Here is a 24,189-nt window from a genome sequence, read left to right on the forward strand (position 1 = left end):
ACCATCAAGCCGGATTTGATATCCGGCGGAACACGGAGCGCATCATGTCCATCTTCGTTTTGAACTCGCCAGCAGCTCGCTCGAACTGGTTGCATGCCGTAACGGACTGGCTTCGCCAGGCGAAAGTCGCCATCAACCTGCCGCGCCAGGACGTGGAGGACCTTTCGGATCGCCAACTGCGCGATGTCGGCGCGCAGCGCAAGGACGTGACGCGGGCCGTGGACCGGGAACTCGGCCGGCTTGGATTGCTGGACACTGGGTGGCAGAAGCCGAGAAGGCGTTAGGCAATGGTGAGTAGGGAGTAGTGAGTAGTGAGTAGTGAGTAGTGAGTAGTGAAGGATTGAAACGACGCCGAGACCATCCTACTCCCTACTCCCTACTCCCTACTCCCTACTCCCTACTCCCTACTCCCTACTCCCTACTCCCTACTCCCTACTCCCTACTCCCTACCTCACCACCCTCACCACCGTCCGGTCCGACACCAGCGGCAACAGCCGCGCCATTGTCCGCGCTGTCACCGCCACGCAGCCTTGCGTCGGTGTGAAGCCTGGGCGGGTCAGATGAAAGAAGATGGCGCTGCCGCGGCCGCGCCGGCGCGGCGCCATGTTCCAGTCGAGCACAAGGCAGGCGTCATAGAGGCGGTCGTCGCGCCGCATTCGCTCATGGCTGGCGCCATAGGGGATTTTCACCGGCCGGTTGTAGTTGCGGTCGTCCGGCACCTCGCACCAGCCGAGATCGGCGCCGATCGGCGCCATCGCCAGCCGGGTTTTGCGGCCGGCCGCGAAATGATCGCCCCGAAAATATCCTGACAAAATCCGCATCTCGCCAAGCGGCGTCGCACCGTCGCCTTCGCGCTTGTTGGCTGAGATGCCGCCGCCTCCGAGCGCGCAGGCAAACACCTTGCTGCCGGCCTGCAATATCCCCTGGCTGGGGTTGCCCGGCCTCGCCCGAACCACCAGCACACGCAGCCCTTTCGGCAAAATTGCGCCGGCTGCATTGCGATCGCGTTTTTTCTTGTATGATCGTGTCACGGAACAAATCACTGTGATCGGACTGTTGCGCCGGTCAGCTTCCGCATAAATGGGGGGCGGTCAACTGAAAATTCTTTTCAAAACAATGGATTGATCCATGACATCACGTACCATTCTGATCGTTGACGACGATGACGACCTGCGCGGAACCCTCGTCGAGCAACTGGCCCTTTACGAAGAATTCGACGTCTTGCAGGAAGCGACCGCCGCCAAAGGCGTCGCCGCGGCGCGCGGCGGGCTCATCGACCTGCTCATCATGGACGTCGGGCTGCCCGACATGGATGGCCGCGAGGCGGTGAAGATCCTGCGCAAGGGCGGCTACAAGGCGCCGATCATCATGCTGACCGGCCACGATACCGATTCCGACACAATTCTGGGCCTCGAGGCCGGCGCCAACGACTATGTCACCAAGCCGTTCCGCTTCGCCGTGCTGCTCGCCCGCATACGCGCACAACTGCGCCAGCACGAGCAGAGCGAAGACGCCACCTTTTCGGTCGGGCCCTACACGTTCAAGCCCAGCCAGAAGCTTCTGATCGACCAGCGCGGCGGCAAGGTGCGGCTGACCGAGAAGGAAGCCTCGATCATCAAATATCTCTATCGAGCCGACCAGAAGGTGGTGACGCGCGACGTCCTGCTCGAGGAAGTGTGGGGCTACAATTCCGGCGTCACCACGCACACGCTGGAAACTCACGTCTACCGGCTGCGCCAGAAGATCGAGCGCGATCCTTCCAATGCTGAAATTCTTGTGACAGAAAGCGGCGGCTACAAGCTGGTTCCTTAAACTTTTCATTGTTCAATAAGCGGTCGGGGCGGGACTGTTTCGGGGAGGATCCGGCTGGGGGAGCCTGGATCGGCCCGCTGCGCAGATTGAAGTGTTAGAGCGTCCTTTGCGCGTTCAATTGGACACGCGGCGCTCTAAGGGAGGGATTGGACTGACCGTTCGGGGACGCAGCTAGAGATGGCGCTGGATGACGACATCCGCATCCTGTCCGCCGTGAAGCTCTTTGAGGGTTTCACGCAGGAACAACTGCGCCTGCTCGCCTTCGGCGCCGAAGCCACCCATCTGCAGGCCGACCGCAAGCTGTACCGCGAGGATGACGAAGCCGACTCGGCCTATATCGTGGTCAGTGGCCGCATCGTGCTCTACCGGGAGCAGGATGGCGACCGCATCCCGATCGGCACCGCCGGCCCCGGCACGATCCTCAGCGAACTGGCGCTGATCGCCGACTCAAGACGGCTGACCAGCGCCTCGGCCGAGACCGATTCGGAAGTGATAAGGTTGAGCCGCAAGATGTTTCGCCGCATTCTGGAGGAATATCCCGAGGTGGCGGTGAAACTGCACCAGCGCATCCTCGATGATTTCCAGGCCATGATCGCCCGCATCGAGAAGCTGGCGCCAAGGTTTGGCGGGTAGGTCCCCGCGACCGCGCTCACGCTTGGGTGTGTCGAGATTCAGGTCAGGCCGAGTCGAAAATGGCTGATACCGAGAACCGGAGCGGAGCGTACTCAAAGTACGCGAGCACCGGAAGCGCAGGTATCGGCCATTTGCAGGCCGGCCTCACCTGAATATCGGCCCGCCTAATCCAGGTCGAACCGCGCAATCACCGGCACATGGTCCGAGGGCCGTTCCCAGCCACGCGCCTCTCGCAGGATCTCATAGCCGGCAAAGCTCGGCACCAGGTTCGGTGACGACCAGACATGGTCGAGCCGGCGGCCGCGGTTCGAGGCTTCCCAGTCCCGCGCGCGATAGCTCCACCAGGTGTAGAGCTTCTGCTCTGGCGGCACGTCGAGCCGCATCAGGTCGACCCAGTCGCCGGCGATCCGCATCGCGTCGAAATTTTGCGTCTCGACCGGCGTGTGGCTGACGACGTTGAGCAATTGCTTGTGCGACCAGACATCGTGCTCCTGCGGAGCGATGTTGAGGTCGCCGACCAGGATCGAGGCCGACACCTCGTCATGCGCGGCGCGGATGGCGTTCATCTCGGCAACGAAATCGAGCTTGTGGCGGAACTTGCGGTTGATCTCCGGATCGGGCTCGTCGCCGCCGGCCGGCACGTAGAAATTGTGGACCAGGATTGCCTTGCCGCCGGCCTGCACCTTGACCGACAGATGCCGGCTGTCATCGATCTCGCAGAAGCGCCGTTTCTCGACAATCTCGATCGGCCGCCGCGCCACCGTCGCAACGCCGTGATAGCCCTTCTGGCCATGGAATGCGATGTGCTCGTAGCCGGCCTTGCGGAACGCCTTTTCCGGAAACAGCTCGTCGGGAACCTTCGTCTCCTGCAGGCAAAGCACATCGGGCGCCTGCTCCGTCAGCAGCCGCTCGACGATCGGCATGCGCAGGCGCACGGAGTTGATGTTCCAGGTGGCGATGGAGAAGGGCATGCGGCGGTCCGAACAAGGTCGCCGATCTACTGCCAGCCTAGCGCCACAAACACAAGCCAGCCTTTGCGGGCGGCGGCTCTGATTCAGATCAGGCCGAGTCGAATGGCGGTCTCCGAGAACCGGAGCGGAGCGTACTTAAACCACGTGAGCACCGGAAGCGCAGGAGATCGCCATTGGCAGGCCGGCCTCACCGCATCTAGCGCTGGTTGGTGTTCAGCTCGCGGTTCGCCGCATAGTCGATGGCAAAGGTGTCCGCAGGGAAGCTGACGCCTTCCTTGGTGTTGTAGATCATCACCGTGGTGTCCTTGCCCTGCGCGTCGGTGATGGTCCACTGGCGCAGATCATAGGATTTCGGATCGAACATCATGGTGATCTTCGAATTGCCGAACACCGACTTGTCGGCAAGCTGGATGGTGGTGAGGTCGCTCTCTTCCTTGATCGATTTCACGCGGCCCCCCGAGAGGTCGATCTTGGTGTCGAGCAACAGCTTCAGCGGCGTCTTCGACAACGGATAGAGATCGGACGTTTTCAGCCGCTTGTTGAGGATGACCACCGACTTGCCGTCGGAAATCACCCGGAAATTCGACTTGCCGTCATAGTTGAAGCGAATCTTGCCTGGCCGCTCAAGGAAGAACTTGCCGCCGGTCTGCTGGTTGTTGGGGCCGAACTGGACGAACTCGCCGCTCATCGATTTGACCGAGGAGAAATGGTCGGCGATCTTTTGCGCCGTCGGCGGCACCGCCGCCTGCGCCGAGGCCAAGAGCTGGAACCCCGGCACGACGTTGATGGCCGCGGCGCCGGCAAGCATCAGGCCAAGGCCGAGCAACTGGCGACGGTTTGGAGCGAAATCGCTGATCGCGGAAAGATCGTTTTTCATGCCGGTCACTCTCGTGTGGTGTGTGTCTCGTTGCAGTCCGTGGACCCCCAGTTAGACTTAAGTTTGGCGGGCCTGACAGCGCTCAGTCGCTGAAACGCGCCAAAAGGTTCAAGGTTGCCGCCGGGCCGTATCGGCTGATCAGAACTTGTCGTCCTCGGTCGGCACCAGGATTTCGCGTTTGCCGGCATGGTTGGCCGGGCCGACAATGCCTTCCTTCTCCATCTTCTCGATGATCGAGGCGGCGCGGTTGTAGCCGATGCCGAGCCGGCGCTGGATGTAGCTGGTCGACGCCTTGCCGTCGCGCAGCACGACCGAGACCGCCTGGTCGTAGGGATCGTCGGAATCCTCGAAATTGCTGTTGCCGCCGCCGCCAGCGCCGCCCTTGCCCGACGGCTCGTCATCGTCCTCGCCGTCATCCTCGGTGATGGCGTCGAGATATTCGGGCACGCCCTGCAGCTTCAGATGGGCGACGATCTTCTCGACCTCGTCGTCGGCGACGAACGGGCCGTGCACGCGCTGGATGCGGCCGCCGCCGGCCATATACAGCATGTCGCCCATGCCGAGCAGCTGCTCGGCGCCCTGCTCGCCCAGAATGGTGCGGCTGTCGATCTTCGACGTCACCTGAAAGGAGATACGGGTCGGGAAATTGGCCTTGATGGTGCCGGTGATGACGTCGACCGACGGACGCTGCGTCGCCATGATGACATGGATGCCGGCCGCGCGCGCCATTTGTGCCAGGCGCTGCACCGCGCCTTCGATGTCCTTGCCGGCGACCATCATCAAATCGGCCATCTCGTCGATGATGACGACGATGTAGGGCATTGGCTCGAGATCGAGGTTCTCGGTCTCGTAGATCGCCTCGCCGGTCTGGCGGTCGAAGCCGGTCTGCACGGTGCGCGAGATTTTTTCGCCCTTCTTTTCAGCCAACTGCACGCGCGCGTTGAAGCCGTCGATGTTGCGCACGCCGACCTTGGACATCTTGCGGTAGCGGTCCTCCATCTCGCGCACCGTCCATTTCAACGCCACCACGGCCTTCTTCGGGTCGGTGACCACCGGCGTCAGAAGGTGCGGGATGCCGTCATAGACGGAAAGTTCGAGCATCTTCGGGTCGATCATGATCAGCCGGCAGTCCTGCGGCGTCAGCTTGTAGAGCAGCGACAGGATCATGGTGTTGATGGCGACGGACTTGCCGGAGCCGGTGGTGCCTGCGACCAGCACATGCGGCATCTTGGCGATGTCGACGATCACCGCCTCGCCATTGATGGTCTTGCCCAGCGCCAGCGCCAGCTTGGACTTGGTCGTCTCGAAATCGCGGCTGGCCAGGATCTCCCGGAGATAGACGGTCTCGCGCTTGGCATTCGGCAATTCGATGCCGATGGCGTTGCGGCCCGGCACCACGGCGACGCGGCAGGCAATCGCGCTCATCGAGCGGGCGATGTCGTCGGACAGGCCGATGACGCGGGACGATTTGATGCCGGGCGCCGGTTCCAGTTCATAGAGCGTGACGACGGGGCCGGGCCGCACCGCGATAATCTCGCCCTTGACGCCGAAATCCTCCAGAACGCCTTCGAGCAGGCGCGCATTCTGCTCCAGCGCGTCCTTGGACAGGCTGGCGTCGCGCACCACGTTCTTCGGCTCCGACAGGAAATGCAGCGACGGCATTTCGAATGTTTCCGAGCCGATCAGCGAGGTCTGCGCCTCGCGCTGGACGCGCGCGCCGGGAGCGGGACGCGGCGCAGGTGCGGCGACGCGGGTCGCCGCATCTGACCGGAAGTTCTGCACCTTGGCGTTCGGCGCGGCACGGCGCTGGACCGGCTCGTCGTCGAGTTCGACCTCCTCGTCGCCATTGTCGAAACCGGCATCGAGGACGTCGTCATCGTCCGGATCGACGGAAACGCTGCGGTCATTGACCATGGCGGCGAAGAATTCCGGCTCGACGCGGGCGCGGCCATCCGGGCTCATCCGCGCTTCGGCGAATTCCGCCGATTCGACCCGTTCGGCGGCGCGGCGCCATGCGGTGGAGCGCTGCTCCATCTCCGGCTCGAACTCGTCGCGCTCCTGCTGGCGGCGCACAGCCCGGCGATGCATCCAGGCGCGGAAAGACAGCCACCAGTGGGTAACGGCGCCGAGCGCCAGTATCCCCTCGTCGCCCTCGTCCTCGTCTTCGTCGAAGAGCAGGTCGTCCTCTCGGGGATCGGGCTCCGCGGTGCGCTCCATGACGGCAAAGCCGTTCTTGCGCGCAATCAGCGCCGAGCCATAGGCAAACAGCCACAGCGCCGGCGCAATGAGCACCATGGCAATGATGCTGGCAACGATGCCGGTCGGGTAGCCGCCAATGACCAGGCCCGGAATATTGAGCACCATGTCGCCGAACACGCCACCGAGGCCGGTCGGCAACGGCCACGTCTTGGGCGGCACCACGCAGCCGGCCATCGCCGCCGCGAGCAGCGCGAAGCCGAACCAGGCAAGGCCGCGCTTCGGCAGCCTGTCGACGCCGCGCGCCGAAAACAGAAGAAAGCCCCAGATCACCGCCGGCACCAGGGCGGCAACCGCGGCAAGGCCGAAGAACTGCATGGCGAGGTCGGAGAATACCGCGCCCGCATAGCCCATGGCGTTGGTGACGATGTTGTCGGTGGCGTGCGAGAAGCTGGGATCGGCGACGTTCCAGGTCGCCAGCGCCGCGACGCCAAAGGCGACCAGCGCAAACAGGCCGGCGCCGACCAGCCGCCCGACCTGGCGCCGCGCGAATGCCTGGATGCCGTGCCCCGTATCGGTTAGCGCGAGCGGTGCTGAAGCCCCTGAACGCATGCTTCGTTCCCCGTCTGTCATGGACTGGCCGGGCGCATGACGCACTCCGGCAGATTCGGATGTCAGACTATCGGGGGGAAGGTTAAGGCCGCATTAACTATACGCACCCAGAGCCACGATCTTGCTCACTCCACTGTAGGCAGTCTCAACAGTTCAGAACCAATCCGGTCGACGTCTCCCCGCCGGCGGCCATCACTAGAACGTGATTGCGCAGGGACCGAGGCCTGCCAGCACGGTTGCCAAAAAGAGAGGCCCGGAATAACCCGGGCCTCAAAGCGTGAACTCCTTTCGGGAGCGTCACGACGGGATGGGAGAATGCGGGGCGGCCGAAGCCGCCCCGCGGTGCTTACGAGTGGTAGGCCGCTTCGCCATGCGAAGTCAGGTCGAGGCCTTCGCGCTCGGCGTCGGCTGTCGGACGCAGACCGATGATCAAGTCGACGACCTTGTAGAGGATTGCGCTGCCGATGCCCGACCACAGCAGGGTTACCAGGACGCCTTTGCCCTGCGCCAGGAGCTGCGTGGCCGTGCCGGCATAGCCGGCGGCGAAGTCGGCCGTCGAATAGTCGACGATGCCGGCGCCGCCGAGGGCGGGATTGACCAGAATGCCAGTGCCTAGCGCACCGATGATGCCACCGACGCAGTGGACGCCGAAGACATCGAGGCTGTCATCATAGTCGAACGTGTTCTTCACCACCGAGACGAAGAAGTAGCAGACGAAGGTGGCAACGATGCCAAGCACGATAGCGCCCATCGGGCCGGCAAAACCTGCAGCCGGCGTAATCGCGACGAGGCCGGTGACCGCGCCCGAAACAGCGCCGAGCATGGAGGCTTTGCCGCGCAGCAGCGATTCAAGCACGATCCAGGCCACTGCCGCCGCCGCCGTGGCGACGAAGGTGTTGATCATCGCCAGCACCGCATAGGCGTTCGCTTCGAGGTTCGAACCGGCGTTGAAGCCGAACCAGCCGACCCACAGCAATGAAGCGCCGACCATGGTCAGCGTCATCGAGTGCGGCGCCATGATGTCCTTCTTGTAGCCGATGCGCTTGCCGATCATCAGCGCGCCGACGAGACCGGCAATGCCCGCATTGATGTGAACGACCGTGCCGCCGGCGAAGTCGATGGCGCCGAAGCTGAAGATCAGGCCGGACGGGTCGGCATAGGCGCTCGGGCCGCCCCAGAACCAGACCATGTGCGCGATCGGGAAGTAGATTAACGTCACCCATAGGATAACGAAAAGGATCAAGGCGGAGAATTTGACGCGTTCGGCGAATGCGCCGACGATCAGGGCGGGCGTGATGCAGGCGAAGGTCATCTGGAAGACGACGAACACCAGTTCAGGAATGGCGACGCCCTTGCTGAAGGTTTCCGAAAGCGTCGATACGTTGACGCCGGAGAGAAACATCTTCGAAAGGCCGCCGACGAAGGCGTTGCCCGGGGTGAAGGCGAGGCTGTAGCCGTAGAAGACCCAGATGATCATGACCACGCTGGTGATGGTGAAGACCTGCATCAGCACCGACAGCATGTTCTTGGTACGAACCAGGCCGCCGTAGAAAAGCGCAAGGCCGGGAATGGTCATCAACAGCACCAGCACGGTGGAAATCATCATCCACGTGGTGTCGCCCTTGTCGACGGTAAAAGCCGGCGCTGCTGGCGCTGCCGCCGCGACGGCGGGAGCCGCCTCCTGCGCGAAGGCAGCAACCGTGCCCAATGCTCCGAGCGCTAAGGAGCCCAGCAGCGCGGAGCGCGCCACTGACTTCAAGGTGGAAGGTATATTCATTGAACTCTCCATTGGAATACGTGTTCGCCGCTCAAAGTGCGTCGGTGTCTGTTTCGCCGGTACGGATGCGCACCGCCTGATCGATGCCGAAGACGAAGATCTTGCCGTCGCCGATCTGGCCGGTCTTGGCCGCCGCCGTGATGGCTTCGACGGCCTTGTCGACCAGGTCTGTGCTAACCGCGACTTCGATCTTGATTTTCGGCAGGAAACTGACCGCGTATTCCGCCCCGCGATAGATTTCCGTGTGTCCCTTCTGACGCCCGTAGCCTTTGACTTCGGTGACGGTCAGGCCCTGGATGCCGACGGCGGTGAGCGCTTCGCGCACCTCGTCGAGCTTGAACGGCTTGATGATTGCCATCACGATTTTCATAAGGTTTCACCCTTTGCTGTTGCGGTCCCCCGCGTTTGCACACCTTCACCGATCCCAAAAAGCCCGGAGAGTGCCCAACAGGATTCAAGCTCCGTGCCAGTTGCCGAAGCAGGGTGTTAACTCATTGTAAACAAACGGATCGCTCGAGTCCCGGCGCCACGGTGCGCACTGTCAACGGACAGTCACTGATTAAAAAGTAGGCAATTTTTCGAAAATGCCTATTCCGCAGGCGGCCGCTTCAGCCGGATCAGGCCTTCTTGGGCAACCGAGGCGATCAGCGTGCCGTCGCGGGCAAACAGCGAGCCGCGGGTGAAGCCGCGCGACCCCTGCGTCGACGGGCTGTCCTGCGTGTACAGGATCCAGTCATCGAGCGGATGGCTGCGATGGAACCACATCGCATGGTCGAGGCTCGCCGCCTGGATGTCGCGGTCGAAAATGGCGCGGCCGTGCGCAAAGGTCGAGGTGTCGAGCAGCGTCATGTCGGAGAGGTAGGCAAGCACCGCCGCCTGGATGCCGCGGTCGGCCGGCACCGGGCCGGTGGTGCGGATCCAGATGTTCTGCTGCGGCTCCAGCTTTTCGCGGCTGGTGTAATGCTTCAGCATCACCGGCTTCATCTCGATCGGCCGGTCACGCTCCCAGTAGCGCTTGATGCCGTCCGGCACCGCCTCGCCGAACTTGCCCAGCAATTCGCGCTGCGACAACAGGCTGTCGGGCGGCGGCACGTCGCGCGGCATCGGCAGCTGATGCTCAAGGCCAACCTCGTCCTGCTGGAACGAGGCTTCCAGCGAAAAGATCGCCTGGCCGTGCTGGATCGCCACCACGCGCCGCGTGGTGAAGGAGCCGCCATCGCGGATGCGGTCGACCTCGTAGACGATCGGCACCTTGGTGTCGCCGGGCCGCATGAAATAGCCGTGCAGCGAATGCACGTGGCGCTCGGGCTCGACGGTGCGCTGCGCGGCGACCAGCGCCTGGGCGATGGTCTGGCCGCCGAAAACGCGCTGCCAGTCGAGCTTGGGGCTGCGACCACGGTACAGATTGTGTTCAAGCTGCTCGAGGTCGAGAATGCTGAGAAGCTCGTCCATGGCCGCCGTCATGCTTCGTGACCTCGCCGTAAGATGCTATGGCGGTTTCCGACAGGAATGGCGGGCAGTCAAGGCCGGAATGCCCCAGTGGGCGGGGATGGTCGAGACTTCGAAAGGAATTGACATGGCGAACCGCAACCCGGACGCAAAAACCCCGCTCGACGTGCTGGTCGCTGGCGCCGGCTATGTCGGCCTCGCCGCCGCCGTGTCGCTGAAACAGGCGCGGCCGGGCCTCGCCGTGGCGGTCGTTGATGCTGCCCCCGCCGGCGTCTGGCAGAAGGACCGCCGCGCCTCGGCGATCGCCGCCGCCGCCTGCCGCATGCTCGACCAGCTCGGCGTCTGGCAGGAAATCGTCGGGCAATCGCAGGCGATCACCGAGATGATCGTCACCGATTCGCGCACCGCCGATCCGGTGCGTCCGGTGTTTCTCACCTTCGATGGCGAGGTCGCGCCGGGCGAACCGTTCGCCCACATGGTCGCCAACAAGGACCTGAACAGCGCCTTGCGCCGCCGCGCGCAAAAGCTCGGCATCGACATCAGCGAAGGTGTCGCGGTCGCATCGTTCGACGGCAATGGCGCCGGCATCACCGTGCATCTGGCCGACGGCGCGGCGATTGAGGCGCGGCTGCTGGTCGCCGCCGACGGCGTCAATTCCAAATTGCGCGACATGGCCGGCATCAAGACGGTGAAATGGGAATATGGCCAGTCCGGCATCGTCTGCACGGTGGCGCATGAGCGCCCGCACAATGGCCGCGCCGAAGAGCATTTTCTGCCGGCCGGCCCGTTTGCAACGCTGCCGCTCAAGCCGACCGAGGACGGCACCAACCGTTCGTCGCTGGTCTGGGTCGAACGTTCCGAGGATGCCGAAAAGCTGGTCTCGGGCGACGACCTCGTCTTCGAGCAGGAGCTTGAATTGCGCTTCGGCCTGAAGCTCGGCGAAATCCGCGTCACCGACAAGCCGCGCGCCTGGCCGCTCGGCCTGACCATCGCGCGCGCCTTTGTCGCCCCGCGCATCGCGCTTGCCGGCGACGCCGCGCACGGCATCCACCCGATCGCCGGCCAGGGCCTCAATCTCGGCTTCAAGGATGTGGCGGCCCTTGCTGAAGTGGTGGTCGAGGCCGATCGCTTGGGACAGGATATCGGCGCGCTCGACGTGCTCGAGCGCTACCAGCAATGGCGCCGCTTCGACACGGTGCAGATGGGCGTCACCACAGATGTGCTGAACCGGCTGTTTTCCAACGACATCGGCGCGCTGCGCCAGCTCCGCGACATAAGCCTCGGCCTTGTCGAACGGATGCCCAGGCTGAAGGAGTTCTTCATCCGCCATGCGTCGGGGCTTTCCGGCGGCACACCGCGACTATTGAAGGGGGAGGCGATCTAGCAGCCAGACAAGGTAGTAGAAGACCACAATGGCGACCAGCGTGCCGATCACCAGCCTGCCGGCGCGGGATTTGCGCAATCTGTCACCAAACAGCATGCCGATCAGATCGGCCAATTCCGCAGCCACGTACGCAATTGCTTCCATCTGTGCCTTGACGGTTTGGGGGTACCGTCCCATTGATGTGGGGACGACCGCCTTCCGTTCAAGATCAATGTTGACCGAGGTCAGTTGACCTCAAACCCCAGCTTCTGCCGCAGTCGCAGCATGCGTTGGTCGGGGACCTTGAAACTCTGCTCGCCGCTCTTGGCAACACGATCCAGCATCTGCAGCAGATCTTCGCGCTCATGCGGATCGAGGCGCTCGCGCAGGAAGGGCGCCAGCTTGTCGATGACGATCGTCGTGTCGTCGATCTGCGCCGCGGCCCATTTGGCGTAGACGACGGCTTCATCGGTCTTCTTCTGGTTGTCCGCAATCTGCGAGATCACCTCGCGGATGACCGTTTCACGCTTCGGCAGGATCGGGCCGTGCTCCGCTGCCAGTGCGGTGATCAGCGTTGCCGCCGCCACCACCGGATCGTCGATCGCCGTCAGCGGCGACAGCGCCGCCTGCTTGCGCAGCTTCTTGCGCCTTATGTTGCCCTGGACGCGGCCGACGACGTCGGCGACCTCGCGCGCGGCTTCGTTCATGGCCTTCATGCGATACCACCAGAACGCCCCGGCTCCCAGCACGCCGAGAATAGCAATCAGGAAAGGCATGTCGAATTCCCCCGAAAATGCGGCGACGATAGGAGAACTCCGGCGTTGCTTCAACACGCAAGAATTGTATCTGATGAGAAAACAGAGCTGGCCCCCTAATCATCCAGACGCCGAGATCGGACGTCCTGGGTTCAGGTCGCTCGTCACGGGCATCTAATGGTGCACCGCTTGGCGATAACGCCGACTTCGCATCCACCCCACCCCACCTGCAAGATATTTCACATACTGATATTTCGTTCGCCATCATTGACATGCCACAAATCCCGCCGTATTCAATCTCGCCAGAGATTTCATCTTATGAAATTTCTTGCAAAGCTGATGCGACGAGGCTTTCATCGTCGGGGAACCCGGAGGAGAGAATGAACAGGATTGGGCTGGTGGGCGCGCTGAGCGCCGCTGTGATGACGTTGACCCTGGCGATGCCGGCGTCGGCAGAGAGCAAGTTTCAGTGCAAGCCGGATGAGACCTACGTGATGAACGTCATGGTCTCCGCGCATCCCTATTGGGTGCCGGTCTATCAGGGCTTCAAGCAGGCGGCTGCGGCGATGGGCTGCAAGACAGTGTTTTCGGGCACGCCGGACTATGACATCGCCAAGCAGATCGCTTCCTTCGAACAGGATCTGATCAAGAAGCCGGCCGGCGTGCTGCTGCACCCGATGCAGGCCGATCCGTTCATCGAGCCGATCAACCGCGCCATCGAGAACGGCACCACCGTCGTCACCTTCGCCGCCGACTCGCCAAAATCCAAGCGCGTCTCCTACATCACCTCGGACAATCTGGCGGAAGCCAAGTTTGCCGCCGAGGAGATCGTCAAGCAGGTCGGCGACGACGCCGAATATGGCGTGCTTGAGAACCCCGGCCAGAGCAACCACGATCTGCGCGTCACCGCCTTCATCGACTATCTCGCCAAGAACTATCCGAAGATGAAGCTGGTCGGACGCCAGGTCTCCAACCAGGACGCCAATGTCGCCAACAAGGCGGTGGCTTCGATGCTGCAGGCCAACCCGAACCTCAAGGCACTGTGGATTCCTGAAGCCGGCTCGGCTGAAGGCGCGGTCGCGGCCGTTCTCGAAGCCAAGGCCAAGGTGCTGATCATGCATGCCGACATCACCCCGGCGACGCTGGAGCAGATCAAGGCCGGCAACATCCACATGGCGCTGAGCCCGAACCAGGGCATGCAGGGCTATCTCGGCTTCATCGCCACCTTCATGGCGGCGCATCCGGAGCTGATCGACCCGTTCAACGACTACAAGACGTCGGGCCACAACCCGATGAGCATCCCCTTCGCCGATAACGGCTTTGCCGTCATCACCAAGGAGAATGCCGACTCGTTCGACCTGAACAAGTACATGCAGGGCCGCGATCCCAGCTGATCCGACCATTGGGCAGCCGCGCCGCTTGGCGCGGTTGCCTCCATCTTCCTGAGCAGTCGAGAACCTCCGTGGAAAAACCGGCCCTCCTCAAAATATCCGGCCTCAGCAAATCGTTCGGCCCTGTCCGTGCGTTGCGCGATGTCGGGTTCGAGCTGCGCGCCGGCGAAATCCACGCCATTGCCGGCGAGAACGGCGCCGGCAAGTCGACGTTGATGAAGGTGATCGACGGCATACTGCCGCCCGACAGCGGCGACATCCAGATCGACGGCCGCTCCGTTTCGATCCCCTCGCCGCTGGCGGCGCAAAAGCTCGGCATCGGCTTCGTTCATCAGGAGATCGCGCTCTGCCCCGATGTCTCGGTGGCCGAAAACATCTTCATGTCGATCACCAACGCCAGCAAGGCGCTGCTGATGAATTACCGCGACCTCGAGAAACGTGCGACAGCCATCCTGGCGCGACTTGGCAACATCGATCCAACCGCAATGGTGCGGAGCCTGTCGATCTCCCAGCAGCAGCTGGTCGAGATTGCCAAGGCGCTGACGCTCGATTGCCGCGTCCTCATCTTCGACGAGCCGACGGCAGCGCTGACCGAGCGCGAGGCCAAGAAACTGTTCGAGATCATCCACCAGCTTGCCGGCGTAGGCATCGGCATCATCTACATCTCGCACCGCATGGCCGAAATCTTCGAAAACTGCGACCGCGTCACGGTGCTGCGCGACGGCCGGTACATCACCACGCTCGACATATCGGCGACGACGCCCGAACAGGTGGTGGCGTCCATGGTCGGCCGCGTCATCGACAGCCTCTATCCCGAGAAGCTGCGCGACGACGAGCGGGCTGAGGAAATCCTGCTCGAGGTTAACAAGCTCTCGGAAGCAACCACCTTCCGCGACATCAGCTTCCAGTTGCGCAAGGGCGAAATCCTCGGCATTGGCGGCCTGATCGGCGCCGGTCGCAGCGAGATCGTTCGGGGTGTCTGCCGGCTGGAGGGTCAGGTGACCGGCAATGTCAGCCTGCATGGCAAGCCGCTGTCGCTGACCCATTATGGCGACAGCATCGCCGCCGGCATCGTCTACCTCTCCGAGGACCGCAAGGGTGACGGGCTGTTCCTCGATATGTCGATCGCCGCCAACATTTCGGCGCTGGCGGTGGATCGGATCTCGAGCCGCTTCGGCCTCATCAACGATCGCCGCGAGAAGCAGCGGGCGGAGACGATCGGCAGGCAGCTGTCCTTGAAGTGCGGCCATGTCGGCCAGCCGGTTTCGACGCTGTCGGGTGGCAACCAACAGAAGGTGGCGATCGCCAAGATGCTGTCGGTAGACCCGAAAGTGATCTTCCTCGACGAGCCGACGCGCGGCGTCGATGTCGGCGCCAAGGCCGAAATCCACCGGATCCTGCGCAAGCTGGCGCGCGACGGCGTCGGCATCGTGGTCATCTCGTCGGAACTGCCGGAACTGATCGGCGTCTGCGACCGGGTGCTGATCGTGCGCGAAGGGCGCATCACCGGCGAGGTCACCGGCGCGGAAATGACCGAAGAAAACATCATGGTCCTGGCATCGCTTGCCGATGACGGCCGGCAACGGAGCGCCGCATGAGCATCGTGGGGGAAAGCATGGACAGCGTGACACCGCCGGCCCGCATCGGGTTCAGTGAAAGGCTTGGCGGCCTGATCAGGATGCGCGAGACCGGCCTGATCCTCATCATCGCCGTGCTCTTTGCGGTCATGTCGCTCGCATCGCCGTACTTCCTGACCTGGGACAACATGCGGGCGATGGCGATGGCCTTCGCGGTCGAAGGCATCGTCGTCGTCGGCATGACGATCCTTCTGATCTCAGGCGGCATCGACCTTTCGGTCGGTTCGGTCACCGCACTCGCCATGGTGATCGCCGGCCTGCTGTTCCTCGGCGGTGTCGACCCTTGGCTGGCATCGCTGGTTGCCATCGCTGCATGCGCCGGCATCGGCGGATTCATGGGCTTCTTCGTCACCCGAGTGGGACTGCACCACTTCATCGTCTCGCTGGCGGTAATGGTGATCGCGCGCGGGCTCTGCTTGCTTGGCACCGGCGGCCGGCCGCTCGGGCTCTACACACTGCCGCCCGAGTTCAAATTCATCGGCCAGGGCGCCATTGGCGGCATTCCGGTCGTCATCATTATCTTCATCGTCTTCGTCATCCTGTCCGACTTCATGCTGCGCCGCACGACGATTTTCCGCAAAGTCTTCTACACCGGCAGCAATGAGAAGGCGGCCGCCTATTCCGGCATCCGCACCAAGAAGGTCGTGTTCCTGACGACGACGCTCTGCTCGACACTGTGCGGCTTTGCCGGCGTCATCTACATGGCCCGCTTCGGCTCGGCCCAGCCGACTTTCGGCGCCGGCATGGAGCTGAACGTCATCGCCGCCGCGGTGATCGGCGGCGCCAGCCTGACCGGCGGCTCCGGCACCATTCTCGGCGCCATCCTCGGCACCATCCTGCTCTCCGTCGTTTCAAGCTCGCTCGCTCTGCTCGACGTGTCCGTCTATTGGCAGGACATCATCCGCGGGTCCATTCTGCTGACGGCGGTCACCGCCGACTACTACTTCAACAAGCGGCGGGGCTGAGATGGCGGACGGCAGGGAAGATTTCGAGGCGATCCGGCAGATCCACACCGTTCTGGTGCTGCACTTCGTCGACGGCATGAAGCAGAACGACATTGCGGCAGCGCTCAACCTCTCGGCGTCGAAGGTCAATCGGCTTATCGCGCAAGGGCGCAAGCTCGGCATGCTGCGGATCGCGGTCGAGAGCCCGTTCCAGCGCCTCGTCGACATCGAAAAGCAGCTGATCGAGGTCGCGCAACTGGCGGCCGCGATCGTGACGCCGACCGTGGCCGGCAGTCCCGACAGCACCCTGCAGCAAGTGGGACGTGCGGCGGCCAACCAGTTGCTCGAGACCTTGCGCGACGGCGACGTCATTGCCATCACCGGCGGCAAGGCGATCAGCGCGCTGGTCGAAAACCTGCAGCCCGAGCGCGCCTTCGACGTCACCGTCGTGCCGCTGACCGGCGGCGTCCAGGGCAAGCACTATACCGACGTCAACCATCTGGCGACGCGGCTGGCCGAACGCCTCGGCGGTACCAGCATGCTCTTGCACGCGCCGCTCTTTGCCGAAAGCCGCGAGCAGCGCGATCTCCTGCTGGACATGGCCTCGGTGCGCGAAATCTTCGATCTGGCGCGCAAGGCGGCGATCGCGCTGGTCGGCGTCGGCTCGATCCAGACGCCGGGGTCGAGCTATTACGACCTCCACCCGGGCCTCGATCCCGACCGCGAAAAACTCGCCGCCAGCGGCGCGGTCGGCGAGTTCCTTGCGCATCTGATCCGCGACGACGGCACGCTGGCCGACTATCCGCCCAACGACCGCCTGGTGGCGCTGGCGCCTTCGGAGCTCGGTCGTTGCCGGTCGGTGATGGGCGTCGCCAGCGGCGCCGAAAAGGTCTGGCCGATCCGCGCAGCGCTTCGCGGCAACTATCTCAAATCACTGGTCGTCGACGAAGAGACGGCCAATGCAGTCCTGAGCAATGCGGGGAGCATACGCAATGTCGCCTGAAATGTTGACGCGCACCATTGGCGCGTCGGGAATATCCGCCTCCGCGATTGGCCTCGGCACCTGGGCCATTGGCGGCTGGATGTGGGGCGGCACCGATGAGGCGCAGTCGGTCGACACCATCCGCGCCTCGATCGACGAAGGCGTTTCGCTGATCGACACCGCGCCTGCCTATGGCCAAGGCCTGTCGGAGGAAATCGTCGGCAAGGCGATAAAGGGTCGCCGTGACAAGGTCGTCCTTGCCACCAAGCTTGGGCTGGTCTGGCATACCAAGAAGGGCAACCACTTCTTCGACTATGACGGCGCGCCGGTGCATCGCTATCTCGGTGCCGACTCTGTCGTCTACGAAGTCGAGCAGAGCCTGCGCCGCCTCGGCACCGACCATATCGACCACTACATCACCCACTGGCAGGATCCGACCACGCCGGTCACTGAAACGATGGAAGCGCTCGACCGCCTCAAGACCCAGGGCAAGATCCGCTCCATCGGCGCCAGCAATGTCAGCGTCGCCGATGTGAAGGCCTATCTCGCGGCCGGCCAACTCGATGCGGTCCAGCAGGAATACAGCATGGTTGCGCGTGACATGGAACAGGATCTCTTGCCCTTCTGCGCCGGGAACAACGTGTCGGTGCTCAGCTATTCGTCGCTGGCGCTCGGTCTGCTCTCGGGCAAGATCGGTCCCGACCGCCTCTTTACCGGCGACGACCAGCGCAAGGACAATCCGCGCTTCTCGCAGCCCAACCGCCGCAAGGTGGCAGCGCTGATGGAAGCGATCAAGCCGAGTGCCGAGGCGCACGGCGCCAGCGAGGCGCAGGTGGTCATCGCCTGGACGCTGCAGCAGCCCGGCATCACCTTCTCACTCTGCGGCGCGCGCAGCCCGCAGCAAGCCAGGGAAAACGCGCAGGCCGGCCGCATCAAATTGTCGGGACAGGAGATCAACCAGATCAGTGAGGCCGCCAGCCGCCATCTGACCAATCTCGACGCCTGACCGCCACCAGTAACCCGAACCAAGTTGAGCTGCCGTCCACCGGACGGCAGAACGGCCCAACCTTGCCCGGCAAAGCCATGCCTGATCAGAGAACCGTCATCCTCGACACGATCCGCCGCAACGGCGCGTTCGATGTCGTTGTCATGGGCGGCGGCATAAACGGCATCGGCGTTTTCCGCGAACTGGCGCTGCAGGGTCTCCGAGTTCTGCTGGTCGAACGCAACGATTTCTGTTCGGGCTGCAGTGCGGCACCCTCGCGCATGATCCATGGCGGCCTGCGCTATCTCGAGAATGGCGAGTTCGGCCTGGTGCAGGAATCGCTGCGCGAACGCGACGCGCTGCTGGCCAATGCGCCGCATATGGTGCGGCCGCTGCCGACGACAATTCCGATCCGCTCCGTCTTCTCCGGGCTGATGAACGGCGCGGCAGGCTTTCTCGGCTTTTCGGAAACGCCTTCCAGCCGTGGCGCGCTGGCGATCAAGGCAGGCCTCGCGCTCTACGACTGGACGACGCGCAAGCGCCGGGTGCTGCCGCGCCACAGTTTCCGTGGCGCCAGGGCGACCTTCGCGCAATGGCCGGCGCTCGATCCCAACCTTCGTTTTTCCGCGACCTACTACGACGCATGGATAAGCTATCCCGAACGGCTCGGCATCGAATTGCTGCTCGATACCGCACGCCTGGCGCCCGACAGCCTCGCGCTGAACCGCGCTGAGATTGCGCGGGTAGGGTCGGCCTTCGAACTCACCGACACGGCTGGCGGAGAACGTTTCGCCGTGACCGTCAAGGCGATCGTCAATGCGACAGGCGCCTGGCTCGATTCGGCGATCGCCCGGCTCGACGCCTCCGAAAAGCCCGCGTCGCCCCTGGTCGAGGGCACCAAGGGCTCGCACCTCATCCTCGACAACGAGCCGCTCTACCGTGCGCTCGGCGGTCACATGATTTTCTTCGAGAATGCCGACGGTCGCGTCTGCATCATGTTTCCCTATCTCGGCAAGGTGCTGGTCGGCTCGACGGATATCCGCGTCAGCGAAGCCGGGCGCGTGCGCTGCGAACCGGCCGAGACCGACTACATATTGGCGGCGGCGCGGTTGGTATTCCCGTCCATTCCGGTCCGTGCCGCCGACGTCGTCTTCACCTATAGCGGCATCCGGCCGCTGCCGAAGAGCGACCATGCCTTCACCGGCAGGATATCGCGAGGCCATTCCGTGCATCGCATAGCCGGCGGCATCCCACAGTTCTGCATGATCGGCGGCAAGTGGACGACCTTCCGCGCCTTCGCCGAACAGGCGGCCGACGAAGTGCTGGCCGAGCTTGGCCGCGAGCGCATTCGCGGCACGCTGGCGCTGCCGATCGGCGGCGGCCTCGGTTTCCCCGCAGATCTGGAATCGATGGCAGCCGATCTCGCCGGTGAGTTCGCGATCGGTACCGACCGCGCCGCGTATCTCGTCGATCGCTACGGCAGCGGCGCGCGCGACATCATCCTGTTCTGCCTCGGACGTCCCGACGATATCAGGCTCGACGACAGGACCGAAACCACGACGGCCGAGATCGTCTATCTCGCCCGGCATGAGTTCGTGACCTGCCTCTCGGATGTTGTCTTGCGCCGCACGTCGCTTGCCATTGCCGGCGACATCTCGACGGTATCAATCGAGCGCATCGCCGATGTACTGGCCGCCGAACGCGGCTGGAGCGATCCGTACCGCGACGAGGAGATAAAAAGTCTCAGCGCCGAACTCGACACCTATCACGGCGTCTCGCAAGAGATGCTCGACCAACGCACGATCCCAGGAGCAGAACATGAAAGTCAGCACCAAGGCCCGGATGAACCGGATGTTCACCAACGGCAATTGCCTCGACGTGGCGCTCGATCACGGCGTCTGCAATGAGCCGGGGTTTCTCGTTGGCCTGGAGGACATGCCACGTGTCATCGACACGCTGATCGCGGCGGGGCCCGACGCGTTGCAGCTGACCTATGGCCAGGCCGACCTCTTGCAGTCGCGGCAAGACAAGGACAAGCCGGCGCTGGTCATGCGCATCGACATGGGCAACCCCTACAATGCCCAGCGCCACCGCGTGATGTGGTCGATGCTGCAGAATTATGACGAGCCGATCATCGGCGCGCTGGAGATGGATGCGGCCTGCGTCGTCGTCAATTTGTTCATGCTGCCCGACGAGCCGGAGCTGTTTCGCCAATGCGTCGAAAACATCGCCAAGGTCCGCGCCGCCTGCCAGCGATACGGCATGCCGTTGATGATCGAGCCGCTGGTCATGCTGCCCAACGATATCAGGGGCGGCTACCAGGTCGACGGCGATGCGGAAAAGATCGTAACGCTGGTGCGGCTCGCCGCCGAAATGGGCGCCGACATCATCAAGGCCGACCCGACCGAGCACGCGGAAGATTTCCACCGCGTCGTCGAGGCGGCACGCGTGCCGGTGCTGGTGCGTGGCGGCGGCAAGGACGATCTCAAGACGGTGCTGGCAAAATCGTCAGCCCTGCTCAGACAAGGCGCCAAGGGGCTGGTCTATGGCCGCAACATCTATCAGCATGCCAATCCGAAGGCGGTAGTGAGTGCGTTGATGGCGATGATCCACAACGACGCCGGCGAAGAGGCTTGGGACATCTACAACAATGGCTGATCAAGCCGCCTATCTGCTCGGCCTCGACGCCGGCAACACCATCATCAAGGCGGTGCTGTTCGATTATGCCGGGCGGCAGCTCGCCATGCATGCGGTCGCCGGCCGTTCGCAGACGCCGCAACCCGGCTATGTCGAGCGCGACCTCGGCGGCATGTGGGCCGATGCGCGCGACGCTATCCGCGCCTGCATCGCGCAGGCCGGCATCGATGCCCGCGGAATCGCCGCCATCGGTTGCGCCGGCCATGGCAACGGCCTTTATCTGGTCGACCGTGCCGGCGAACCGCTGATCGGCATCCAGTCGCTCGACACCCGCGCCGCCGGCATGGCGGCGGCCTTGGCGGCGCGAAATGCCGAAGCGCTGCACGCCATCTGCTTGCAAAAGCCATGGCCGGCGCAGACGCCGACCTTGCTGGCCTGGGTCAAGCAGCATGCGCCCGACCTTTATGCCGCGGCCGGCACAGCGATGCTGTGCAAGGATTTCATCACCTACCGCCTGACAGGGGAGCGGGGGAGCGACGTCTCCGACATGTCCGGTTGCGGCCTCGTCCGCATGCCCGAAGGCGTCTATGATTCCGAGCTTCTCGCGCTCTACGGCATCGAGGACGCGCAGGCCAAACTGCCTCGATTGCGCGACAGCGCCGACATCGCCGGCGCGGTCACCGCACAAGCGGCTGAAGAGACCGGACTGGCGGAAGGCACGCCGGTCATCGCCGGCTATTTCGACGTCGTCGCCAGCGCCATGGGAGCCGGCGTCGTGCGTCCCGGCGAAGCCTCTGTTATCGCCGGCACCTGGTCGGTCAATCAGGTCTTCTCCACCGCGCCGGTCGTCGACCCAGATGTTTTCATGGTGGCGCGCTTCGGTCCCGGCCGTTTCGTCAACATCGAATCCAGCGCTACATCGGCCGCCAATCTCGAATGGTATGTACGCGAACTCGTCGAGCGCGGTGCCCATTATGACGATCCGTTCGGCCACTGCAACGCGGCTGTCGGCGCGGTGACGCCAACCTGGGACGATCCGATGTTCCACCCGTTTCTCTACGGGTCGGGACAAGGGGCGGAGTTCCGCGCCGGCTTCTACGGCCTCGCCGGCTGGCATAGGGAAGGCCATATGCTGCGCGCGCTGTTCGAGGGCGTGATGTTCGAGCACCGGCGCCACATCAATGTCCTGAAGGACGCCGGTGTCAGCTTCGACAAGGCGGTCCTGTCCGGCGGCGGCTCGCGCAGCGAGCACCGGCCGCAAATCTTCGCCGACGGGCTTGGGGTGCCGATCACCGTGCCTGAGGCGCGCGAGACCGGCGCGCTTGGCGCGGCAATCGGCGCCGGGGTCGCGGCCGGCCTGTTCGCCGACTATGAGGCCGGCGTCGACGCCATGACCCGGTCAAGCGCCGCCTATCGTCCGAACCCGGCCATGCAGGACCATTACAACAGGCGTTATCGCGCCTATTGCGGCCTTGCCGATACGCTGCGATCGTTCTGGGACGAACAGGCGGCAGAACCGAGTAGAACACCGAGTAAACCACCGCAATGACCCAACGGCTCGATGGCGACTACGACTACATCATCGTCGGCGCAGGCACGGCGGGCTGCGTGCTGGCCAATCGGCTGAGCGAAAACCCGGCGACGCGCGTGCTGCTGCTTGAGGCCGGCGGCAGCGACAATTATCACTGGGTGCATATCCCGGTCGGCTATCTCTATTGCATCGGCAATCCGCGCACCGACTGGATGATGAAGACTGCCCCCGAAGCCGGCCTGAACGGCCGCTCGCTGGTCTATCCCCGCGGCAAGGTGCTGGGCGGCTGCACCTCGGTCAACGGCATGATCTACATGCGGGGACAGGCGGCAGACTATGATGGCTGGCGGCAGATGGGCAATGTCGGCTGGGGCTGGGACGATGTGCTGCCCTACTTCCTCAAATCCGAGGACCATCATGGCGGCAAGACCAAGCTGCATGGCTCCGGCGGCGAATGGAAAGTGGCGCGGCAACGCCTGTCCTGGCCGATCCTGAACACGGTGCAGGAGGCGGCCAAGGAATTCGGCATCATGCCGCGCGAGGATTTCAATGACGGCGACAATGAGGGGTCGGGTTTCTTCGAAGTAAACCAGAGCAAGGGCGTGCGCTGGAACACGGCCAAAGCATTCCTGCGCCCGGCGCTGCGACGGCCGAACCTCAGGCTGGTCGTCAACGCGCATGTAGAGACGGTGCTGTTCGAGGGCAAGCGTGCTATCGGCGTTTGTTATCGCGTCGGCGGCCAAACCATCGAGGCAAAGGCCAGCGAGGTGCTGCTGACCGCCGGCTCGATCAACACGCCGAAACTGCTGGAGCTTTCCGGGGTCGGCGAGCCGGATCGCCTCGCCGCGCTCGGCATCGATGTGGTTCACGCCAGCCCCAATGTCGGCGAGAACCTTCAGGACCATCTGCAGATCCGTACCGTCTATAAAGTGTCGGCGGCGCTGACGCTCAACACGCTTGCCAACAGCCTGAGCGGCAAGGCGAAGATCGCGCTGCAATATGCCTTTGGCCGCTCGGGACCGATGTCGATGGCGCCGAGCCAGTTCGGCATGTTCTCGAAATCCGATCCGTCGATGGCGACGCCGGACCTGGAGTACCACGTCCAGCCCTTGTCTACCGACCGGCTGGGCGACCCGCTGCACCCGTTCCCGGCAATCACCATGTCGGTCTGCAATCTGCGCCCCGACAGCCTCGGCTCCGTGCATACCACGACGCGCGACCTGGCGGTGCAGCCGGAGATCCGGCTGAACTACCTCTCGACGGTGCGCGACCGCGAGATCGCGCTGCGCTCGGTGCGCCAGGCGCGCGGCATCATGACTGCGAAGGCGCTTACCGGTTTCCGGCCGGAGGAGATCCTGCCGGGCCTCGCCCACCAGTCCGACGATGACCTGCTGCACCAGATCGGCTCGATCGCGACGACCATCTTCCACCCGGTCGGCACCTGCCGGATGGGTGTCGACGACCGCGCCGTCGTCAGCCCGGACCTGCGCGTGACCGGTGTCGAGGGCCTGCGCGTCGTCGACGCCTCGATCATGCCGCGCATCGTCTCCGGCAACACCGCCTCGCCAGTGGTGATGATCGCCGAGAAGGCGGCGGATATGATCCGCCGGCCTGCATAGATGTGTGGGGGAGCGGGG

22 protein-coding genes are annotated in these 24,189 nt (G+C 63.8%); 13 read left to right on the forward strand and 9 right to left on the reverse strand.

What is annotated here, in order from left to right; all coding sequences use genetic code 11:
• Positions 1–44 precede the first annotated feature (44 nt).
• Positions 45–284 carry a hypothetical protein gene (locus NLY36_RS14340; RefSeq protein ID WP_023670491.1) on the forward strand — a complete coding sequence of 80 codons (240 nt, stop codon included), beginning with the start codon at positions 45–47 and terminating at the stop codon, positions 282–284.
• Between the two features lie 162 nt (positions 285–446).
• Here NLY36_RS14340 and NLY36_RS14345 read toward each other — a convergent pair whose 3' ends face one another.
• Positions 447–983 (reverse strand): L,D-transpeptidase family protein, encoded by a 537-nt coding sequence (locus NLY36_RS14345; RefSeq protein WP_245260317.1) that lies wholly within the window; start codon positions 981–983, stop codon positions 447–449.
• A 145-nt stretch (positions 984–1,128) separates the two neighbouring features.
• Between NLY36_RS14345 and NLY36_RS14350 the strand changes: the two genes are divergently transcribed.
• Together NLY36_RS14350 and NLY36_RS14355 are read left to right on the forward strand one after the other, a co-directional pair.
• Positions 1,129–1,812: a response regulator transcription factor gene (locus tag NLY36_RS14350; RefSeq protein WP_023670493.1), complete on the forward strand. Its 684-nt coding sequence runs from the start codon at positions 1,129–1,131 to the stop codon at positions 1,810–1,812.
• 177 nt (positions 1,813–1,989) lie between these two features.
• Positions 1,990–2,445, forward strand: a complete 456-nt coding sequence (locus tag NLY36_RS14355) for a cyclic nucleotide-binding domain-containing protein (protein ID WP_023730228.1) — start codon at positions 1,990–1,992, stop codon at positions 2,443–2,445.
• 164 nt (positions 2,446–2,609) lie between these two features.
• Here the strand turns inward: NLY36_RS14355 and xth are convergent, their stop codons facing one another.
• The 6 genes from xth to tesB form a co-directional block, all read right to left on the reverse strand.
• Positions 2,610–3,416 carry an exodeoxyribonuclease III gene (gene xth / locus NLY36_RS14360; protein ID WP_023670495.1) on the reverse strand — a complete coding sequence of 269 codons (807 nt, stop codon included), beginning with the start codon at positions 3,414–3,416 and terminating at the stop codon, positions 2,610–2,612.
• Positions 3,417–3,612: 196 nt separating this feature from the next.
• Positions 3,613–4,293: an outer-membrane lipoprotein carrier protein LolA gene (locus tag NLY36_RS14365; protein WP_023670496.1), complete on the reverse strand. Its 681-nt coding sequence runs from the start codon at positions 4,291–4,293 to the stop codon at positions 3,613–3,615.
• Between the two features lie 138 nt (positions 4,294–4,431).
• A complete protein-coding gene (locus NLY36_RS14370; RefSeq protein ID WP_023736792.1) occupies positions 4,432–7,101 on the reverse strand; it encodes a DNA translocase FtsK in 2,670 nt (889 codons plus the stop codon).
• 346 nt (positions 7,102–7,447) lie between these two features.
• Positions 7,448–8,878 carry an ammonium transporter gene (locus NLY36_RS14375; RefSeq protein ID WP_023670498.1) on the reverse strand — a complete coding sequence of 477 codons (1,431 nt, stop codon included), beginning with the start codon at positions 8,876–8,878 and terminating at the stop codon, positions 7,448–7,450.
• 31 nt (positions 8,879–8,909) lie between these two features.
• The gene (locus NLY36_RS14380) at positions 8,910–9,248 is read right to left on the reverse strand and encodes a P-II family nitrogen regulator (protein ID WP_023670499.1); all 339 of its coding nucleotides are present in this window, start codon (positions 9,246–9,248) and stop codon (positions 8,910–8,912) included.
• 218 nt (positions 9,249–9,466) lie between these two features.
• Positions 9,467–10,342 carry an acyl-CoA thioesterase II gene (gene tesB, locus NLY36_RS14385; protein WP_023687727.1) on the reverse strand — a complete coding sequence of 292 codons (876 nt, stop codon included), beginning with the start codon at positions 10,340–10,342 and terminating at the stop codon, positions 9,467–9,469.
• Between the two features lie 112 nt (positions 10,343–10,454).
• On the opposite strand from tesB, the gene NLY36_RS14390 reads away from it, so the two are divergent.
• Positions 10,455–11,711, forward strand: coding sequence for a ubiquinone biosynthesis hydroxylase (locus NLY36_RS14390; protein ID WP_023736791.1), 1,257 nt, complete (start codon positions 10,455–10,457; stop codon positions 11,709–11,711).
• On the opposite strand, the gene NLY36_RS14395 is transcribed toward NLY36_RS14390, so the two are convergent.
• Both NLY36_RS14395 and NLY36_RS14400 read right to left on the reverse strand, forming a co-directional pair.
• Positions 11,688–11,837 carry a hypothetical protein gene (locus tag NLY36_RS14395; RefSeq protein ID WP_156933263.1) on the reverse strand — a complete coding sequence of 50 codons (150 nt, stop codon included), beginning with the start codon at positions 11,835–11,837 and terminating at the stop codon, positions 11,688–11,690. The two genes, NLY36_RS14390 and NLY36_RS14395, sit on opposite strands and share 24 nt — an antisense overlap.
• A 98-nt stretch (positions 11,838–11,935) precedes the next feature.
• On the reverse strand, positions 11,936–12,466 hold the full coding sequence (locus NLY36_RS14400; RefSeq protein ID WP_023736789.1) for a hypothetical protein: 531 nt from the start codon (positions 12,464–12,466) through the stop codon (positions 11,936–11,938).
• A 401-nt stretch (positions 12,467–12,867) separates the two neighbouring features.
• Between NLY36_RS14400 and NLY36_RS14405 the strand changes: the two genes are divergently transcribed.
• The 9 genes from NLY36_RS14405 (at position 12,868) to NLY36_RS14445 (ending at position 24,171) form a co-directional block, all read left to right on the forward strand.
• Entirely contained in the window at positions 12,868–13,839 is a 972-nt protein-coding gene (locus tag NLY36_RS14405; RefSeq protein ID WP_050591549.1) for a substrate-binding domain-containing protein, read from the forward strand.
• Positions 13,840–13,907: 68 nt separating this feature from the next.
• Positions 13,908–15,434: a sugar ABC transporter ATP-binding protein gene (locus tag NLY36_RS14410; RefSeq protein ID WP_023736787.1), complete on the forward strand. Its 1,527-nt coding sequence runs from the start codon at positions 13,908–13,910 to the stop codon at positions 15,432–15,434.
• Positions 15,435–15,451: 17 nt separating this feature from the next.
• On the forward strand, positions 15,452–16,438 hold the full coding sequence (locus NLY36_RS14415) for an ABC transporter permease (RefSeq protein WP_031249380.1): 987 nt from the start codon (positions 15,452–15,454) through the stop codon (positions 16,436–16,438).
• 1 nt (position 16,439) lies between these two features.
• Entirely contained in the window at positions 16,440–17,420 is a 981-nt protein-coding gene (locus NLY36_RS14420) for a sugar-binding transcriptional regulator (protein WP_023736785.1), read from the forward strand.
• Positions 17,410–18,405 (forward strand): aldo/keto reductase, encoded by a 996-nt coding sequence (locus tag NLY36_RS14425; protein ID WP_023736784.1) that lies wholly within the window; start codon positions 17,410–17,412, stop codon positions 18,403–18,405. Before NLY36_RS14420 ends, NLY36_RS14425 begins: the two co-directional genes overlap by 11 nt.
• Positions 18,406–18,482: 77 nt before the next feature.
• A complete protein-coding gene (locus NLY36_RS14430) occupies positions 18,483–20,291 on the forward strand; it encodes a glycerol-3-phosphate dehydrogenase/oxidase (protein WP_023736783.1) in 1,809 nt (602 codons plus the stop codon).
• Positions 20,203–21,042: a class I fructose-bisphosphate aldolase gene (locus NLY36_RS14435; protein ID WP_023736782.1), complete on the forward strand. Its 840-nt coding sequence runs from the start codon at positions 20,203–20,205 to the stop codon at positions 21,040–21,042. The genes NLY36_RS14430 and NLY36_RS14435 overlap by 89 nt, the downstream gene beginning before the upstream one ends.
• Positions 21,035–22,570, forward strand: a complete 1,536-nt coding sequence (locus NLY36_RS14440; RefSeq protein ID WP_023736781.1) for an FGGY-family carbohydrate kinase — start codon at positions 21,035–21,037, stop codon at positions 22,568–22,570. The genes NLY36_RS14435 and NLY36_RS14440 overlap by 8 nt, the downstream gene beginning before the upstream one ends.
• Complete coding sequence (locus tag NLY36_RS14445) at positions 22,567–24,171, forward strand: GMC family oxidoreductase (protein ID WP_023736780.1); 1,605 nt, start codon at positions 22,567–22,569, stop codon at positions 24,169–24,171. Before NLY36_RS14440 ends, NLY36_RS14445 begins: the two co-directional genes overlap by 4 nt.
• Positions 24,172–24,189 lie beyond the last annotated feature (18 nt).

This window comes from Mesorhizobium sp. C399B (assembly GCF_030323185.1).
GTDB lineage: Bacteria > Pseudomonadota > Alphaproteobacteria > Rhizobiales > Rhizobiaceae > Mesorhizobium.

Bases quoted from the DNA above. Each gene is read 5' to 3' on its own strand.
- NLY36_RS14340 (WP_023670491.1), top strand. From the start codon at position 45: ATGTCCATCTTCGTTTTGAACTCGCCAGCAGCTCGCTCGAACTGGTTG.
- NLY36_RS14350 (WP_023670493.1), top strand. From the start codon at position 1,129: ATGACATCACGTACCATTCTGATCGTTGACGACGATGACGACCTGCGC.
- NLY36_RS14355 (WP_023730228.1), top strand. From the start codon at position 1,990: ATGGCGCTGGATGACGACATCCGCATCCTGTCCGCCGTGAAGCTCTTT.
- xth (WP_023670495.1), bottom strand. From the start codon at position 3,416: ATGCCCTTCTCCATCGCCACCTGGAACATCAACTCCGTGCGCCTGCGC.
- NLY36_RS14365 (WP_023670496.1), bottom strand. From the start codon at position 4,293: ATGAAAAACGATCTTTCCGCGATCAGCGATTTCGCTCCAAACCGTCGC.
- NLY36_RS14370 (WP_023736792.1), bottom strand. From the start codon at position 7,101: ATGCGTTCAGGGGCTTCAGCACCGCTCGCGCTAACCGATACGGGGCAC.
- NLY36_RS14375 (WP_023670498.1), bottom strand. From the start codon at position 8,878: ATGAATATACCTTCCACCTTGAAGTCAGTGGCGCGCTCCGCGCTGCTG.
- NLY36_RS14380 (WP_023670499.1), bottom strand. From the start codon at position 9,248: ATGAAAATCGTGATGGCAATCATCAAGCCGTTCAAGCTCGACGAGGTG.
- tesB (WP_023687727.1), bottom strand. From the start codon at position 10,342: ATGACGGCGGCCATGGACGAGCTTCTCAGCATTCTCGACCTCGAGCAG.
- NLY36_RS14390 (WP_023736791.1), top strand. From the start codon at position 10,455: ATGGCGAACCGCAACCCGGACGCAAAAACCCCGCTCGACGTGCTGGTC.
- NLY36_RS14400 (WP_023736789.1), bottom strand. From the start codon at position 12,466: ATGCCTTTCCTGATTGCTATTCTCGGCGTGCTGGGAGCCGGGGCGTTC.
- NLY36_RS14405 (WP_050591549.1), top strand. From the start codon at position 12,868: ATGACGTTGACCCTGGCGATGCCGGCGTCGGCAGAGAGCAAGTTTCAG.
- NLY36_RS14415 (WP_031249380.1), top strand. From the start codon at position 15,452: ATGGACAGCGTGACACCGCCGGCCCGCATCGGGTTCAGTGAAAGGCTT.
- NLY36_RS14420 (WP_023736785.1), top strand. From the start codon at position 16,440: ATGGCGGACGGCAGGGAAGATTTCGAGGCGATCCGGCAGATCCACACC.
- NLY36_RS14425 (WP_023736784.1), top strand. From the start codon at position 17,410: ATGTCGCCTGAAATGTTGACGCGCACCATTGGCGCGTCGGGAATATCC.
- NLY36_RS14430 (WP_023736783.1), top strand. From the start codon at position 18,483: ATGCCTGATCAGAGAACCGTCATCCTCGACACGATCCGCCGCAACGGC.
- NLY36_RS14435 (WP_023736782.1), top strand. From the start codon at position 20,203: ATGAAAGTCAGCACCAAGGCCCGGATGAACCGGATGTTCACCAACGGC.
- NLY36_RS14440 (WP_023736781.1), top strand. From the start codon at position 21,035: ATGGCTGATCAAGCCGCCTATCTGCTCGGCCTCGACGCCGGCAACACC.
- NLY36_RS14445 (WP_023736780.1), top strand. From the start codon at position 22,567: ATGACCCAACGGCTCGATGGCGACTACGACTACATCATCGTCGGCGCA.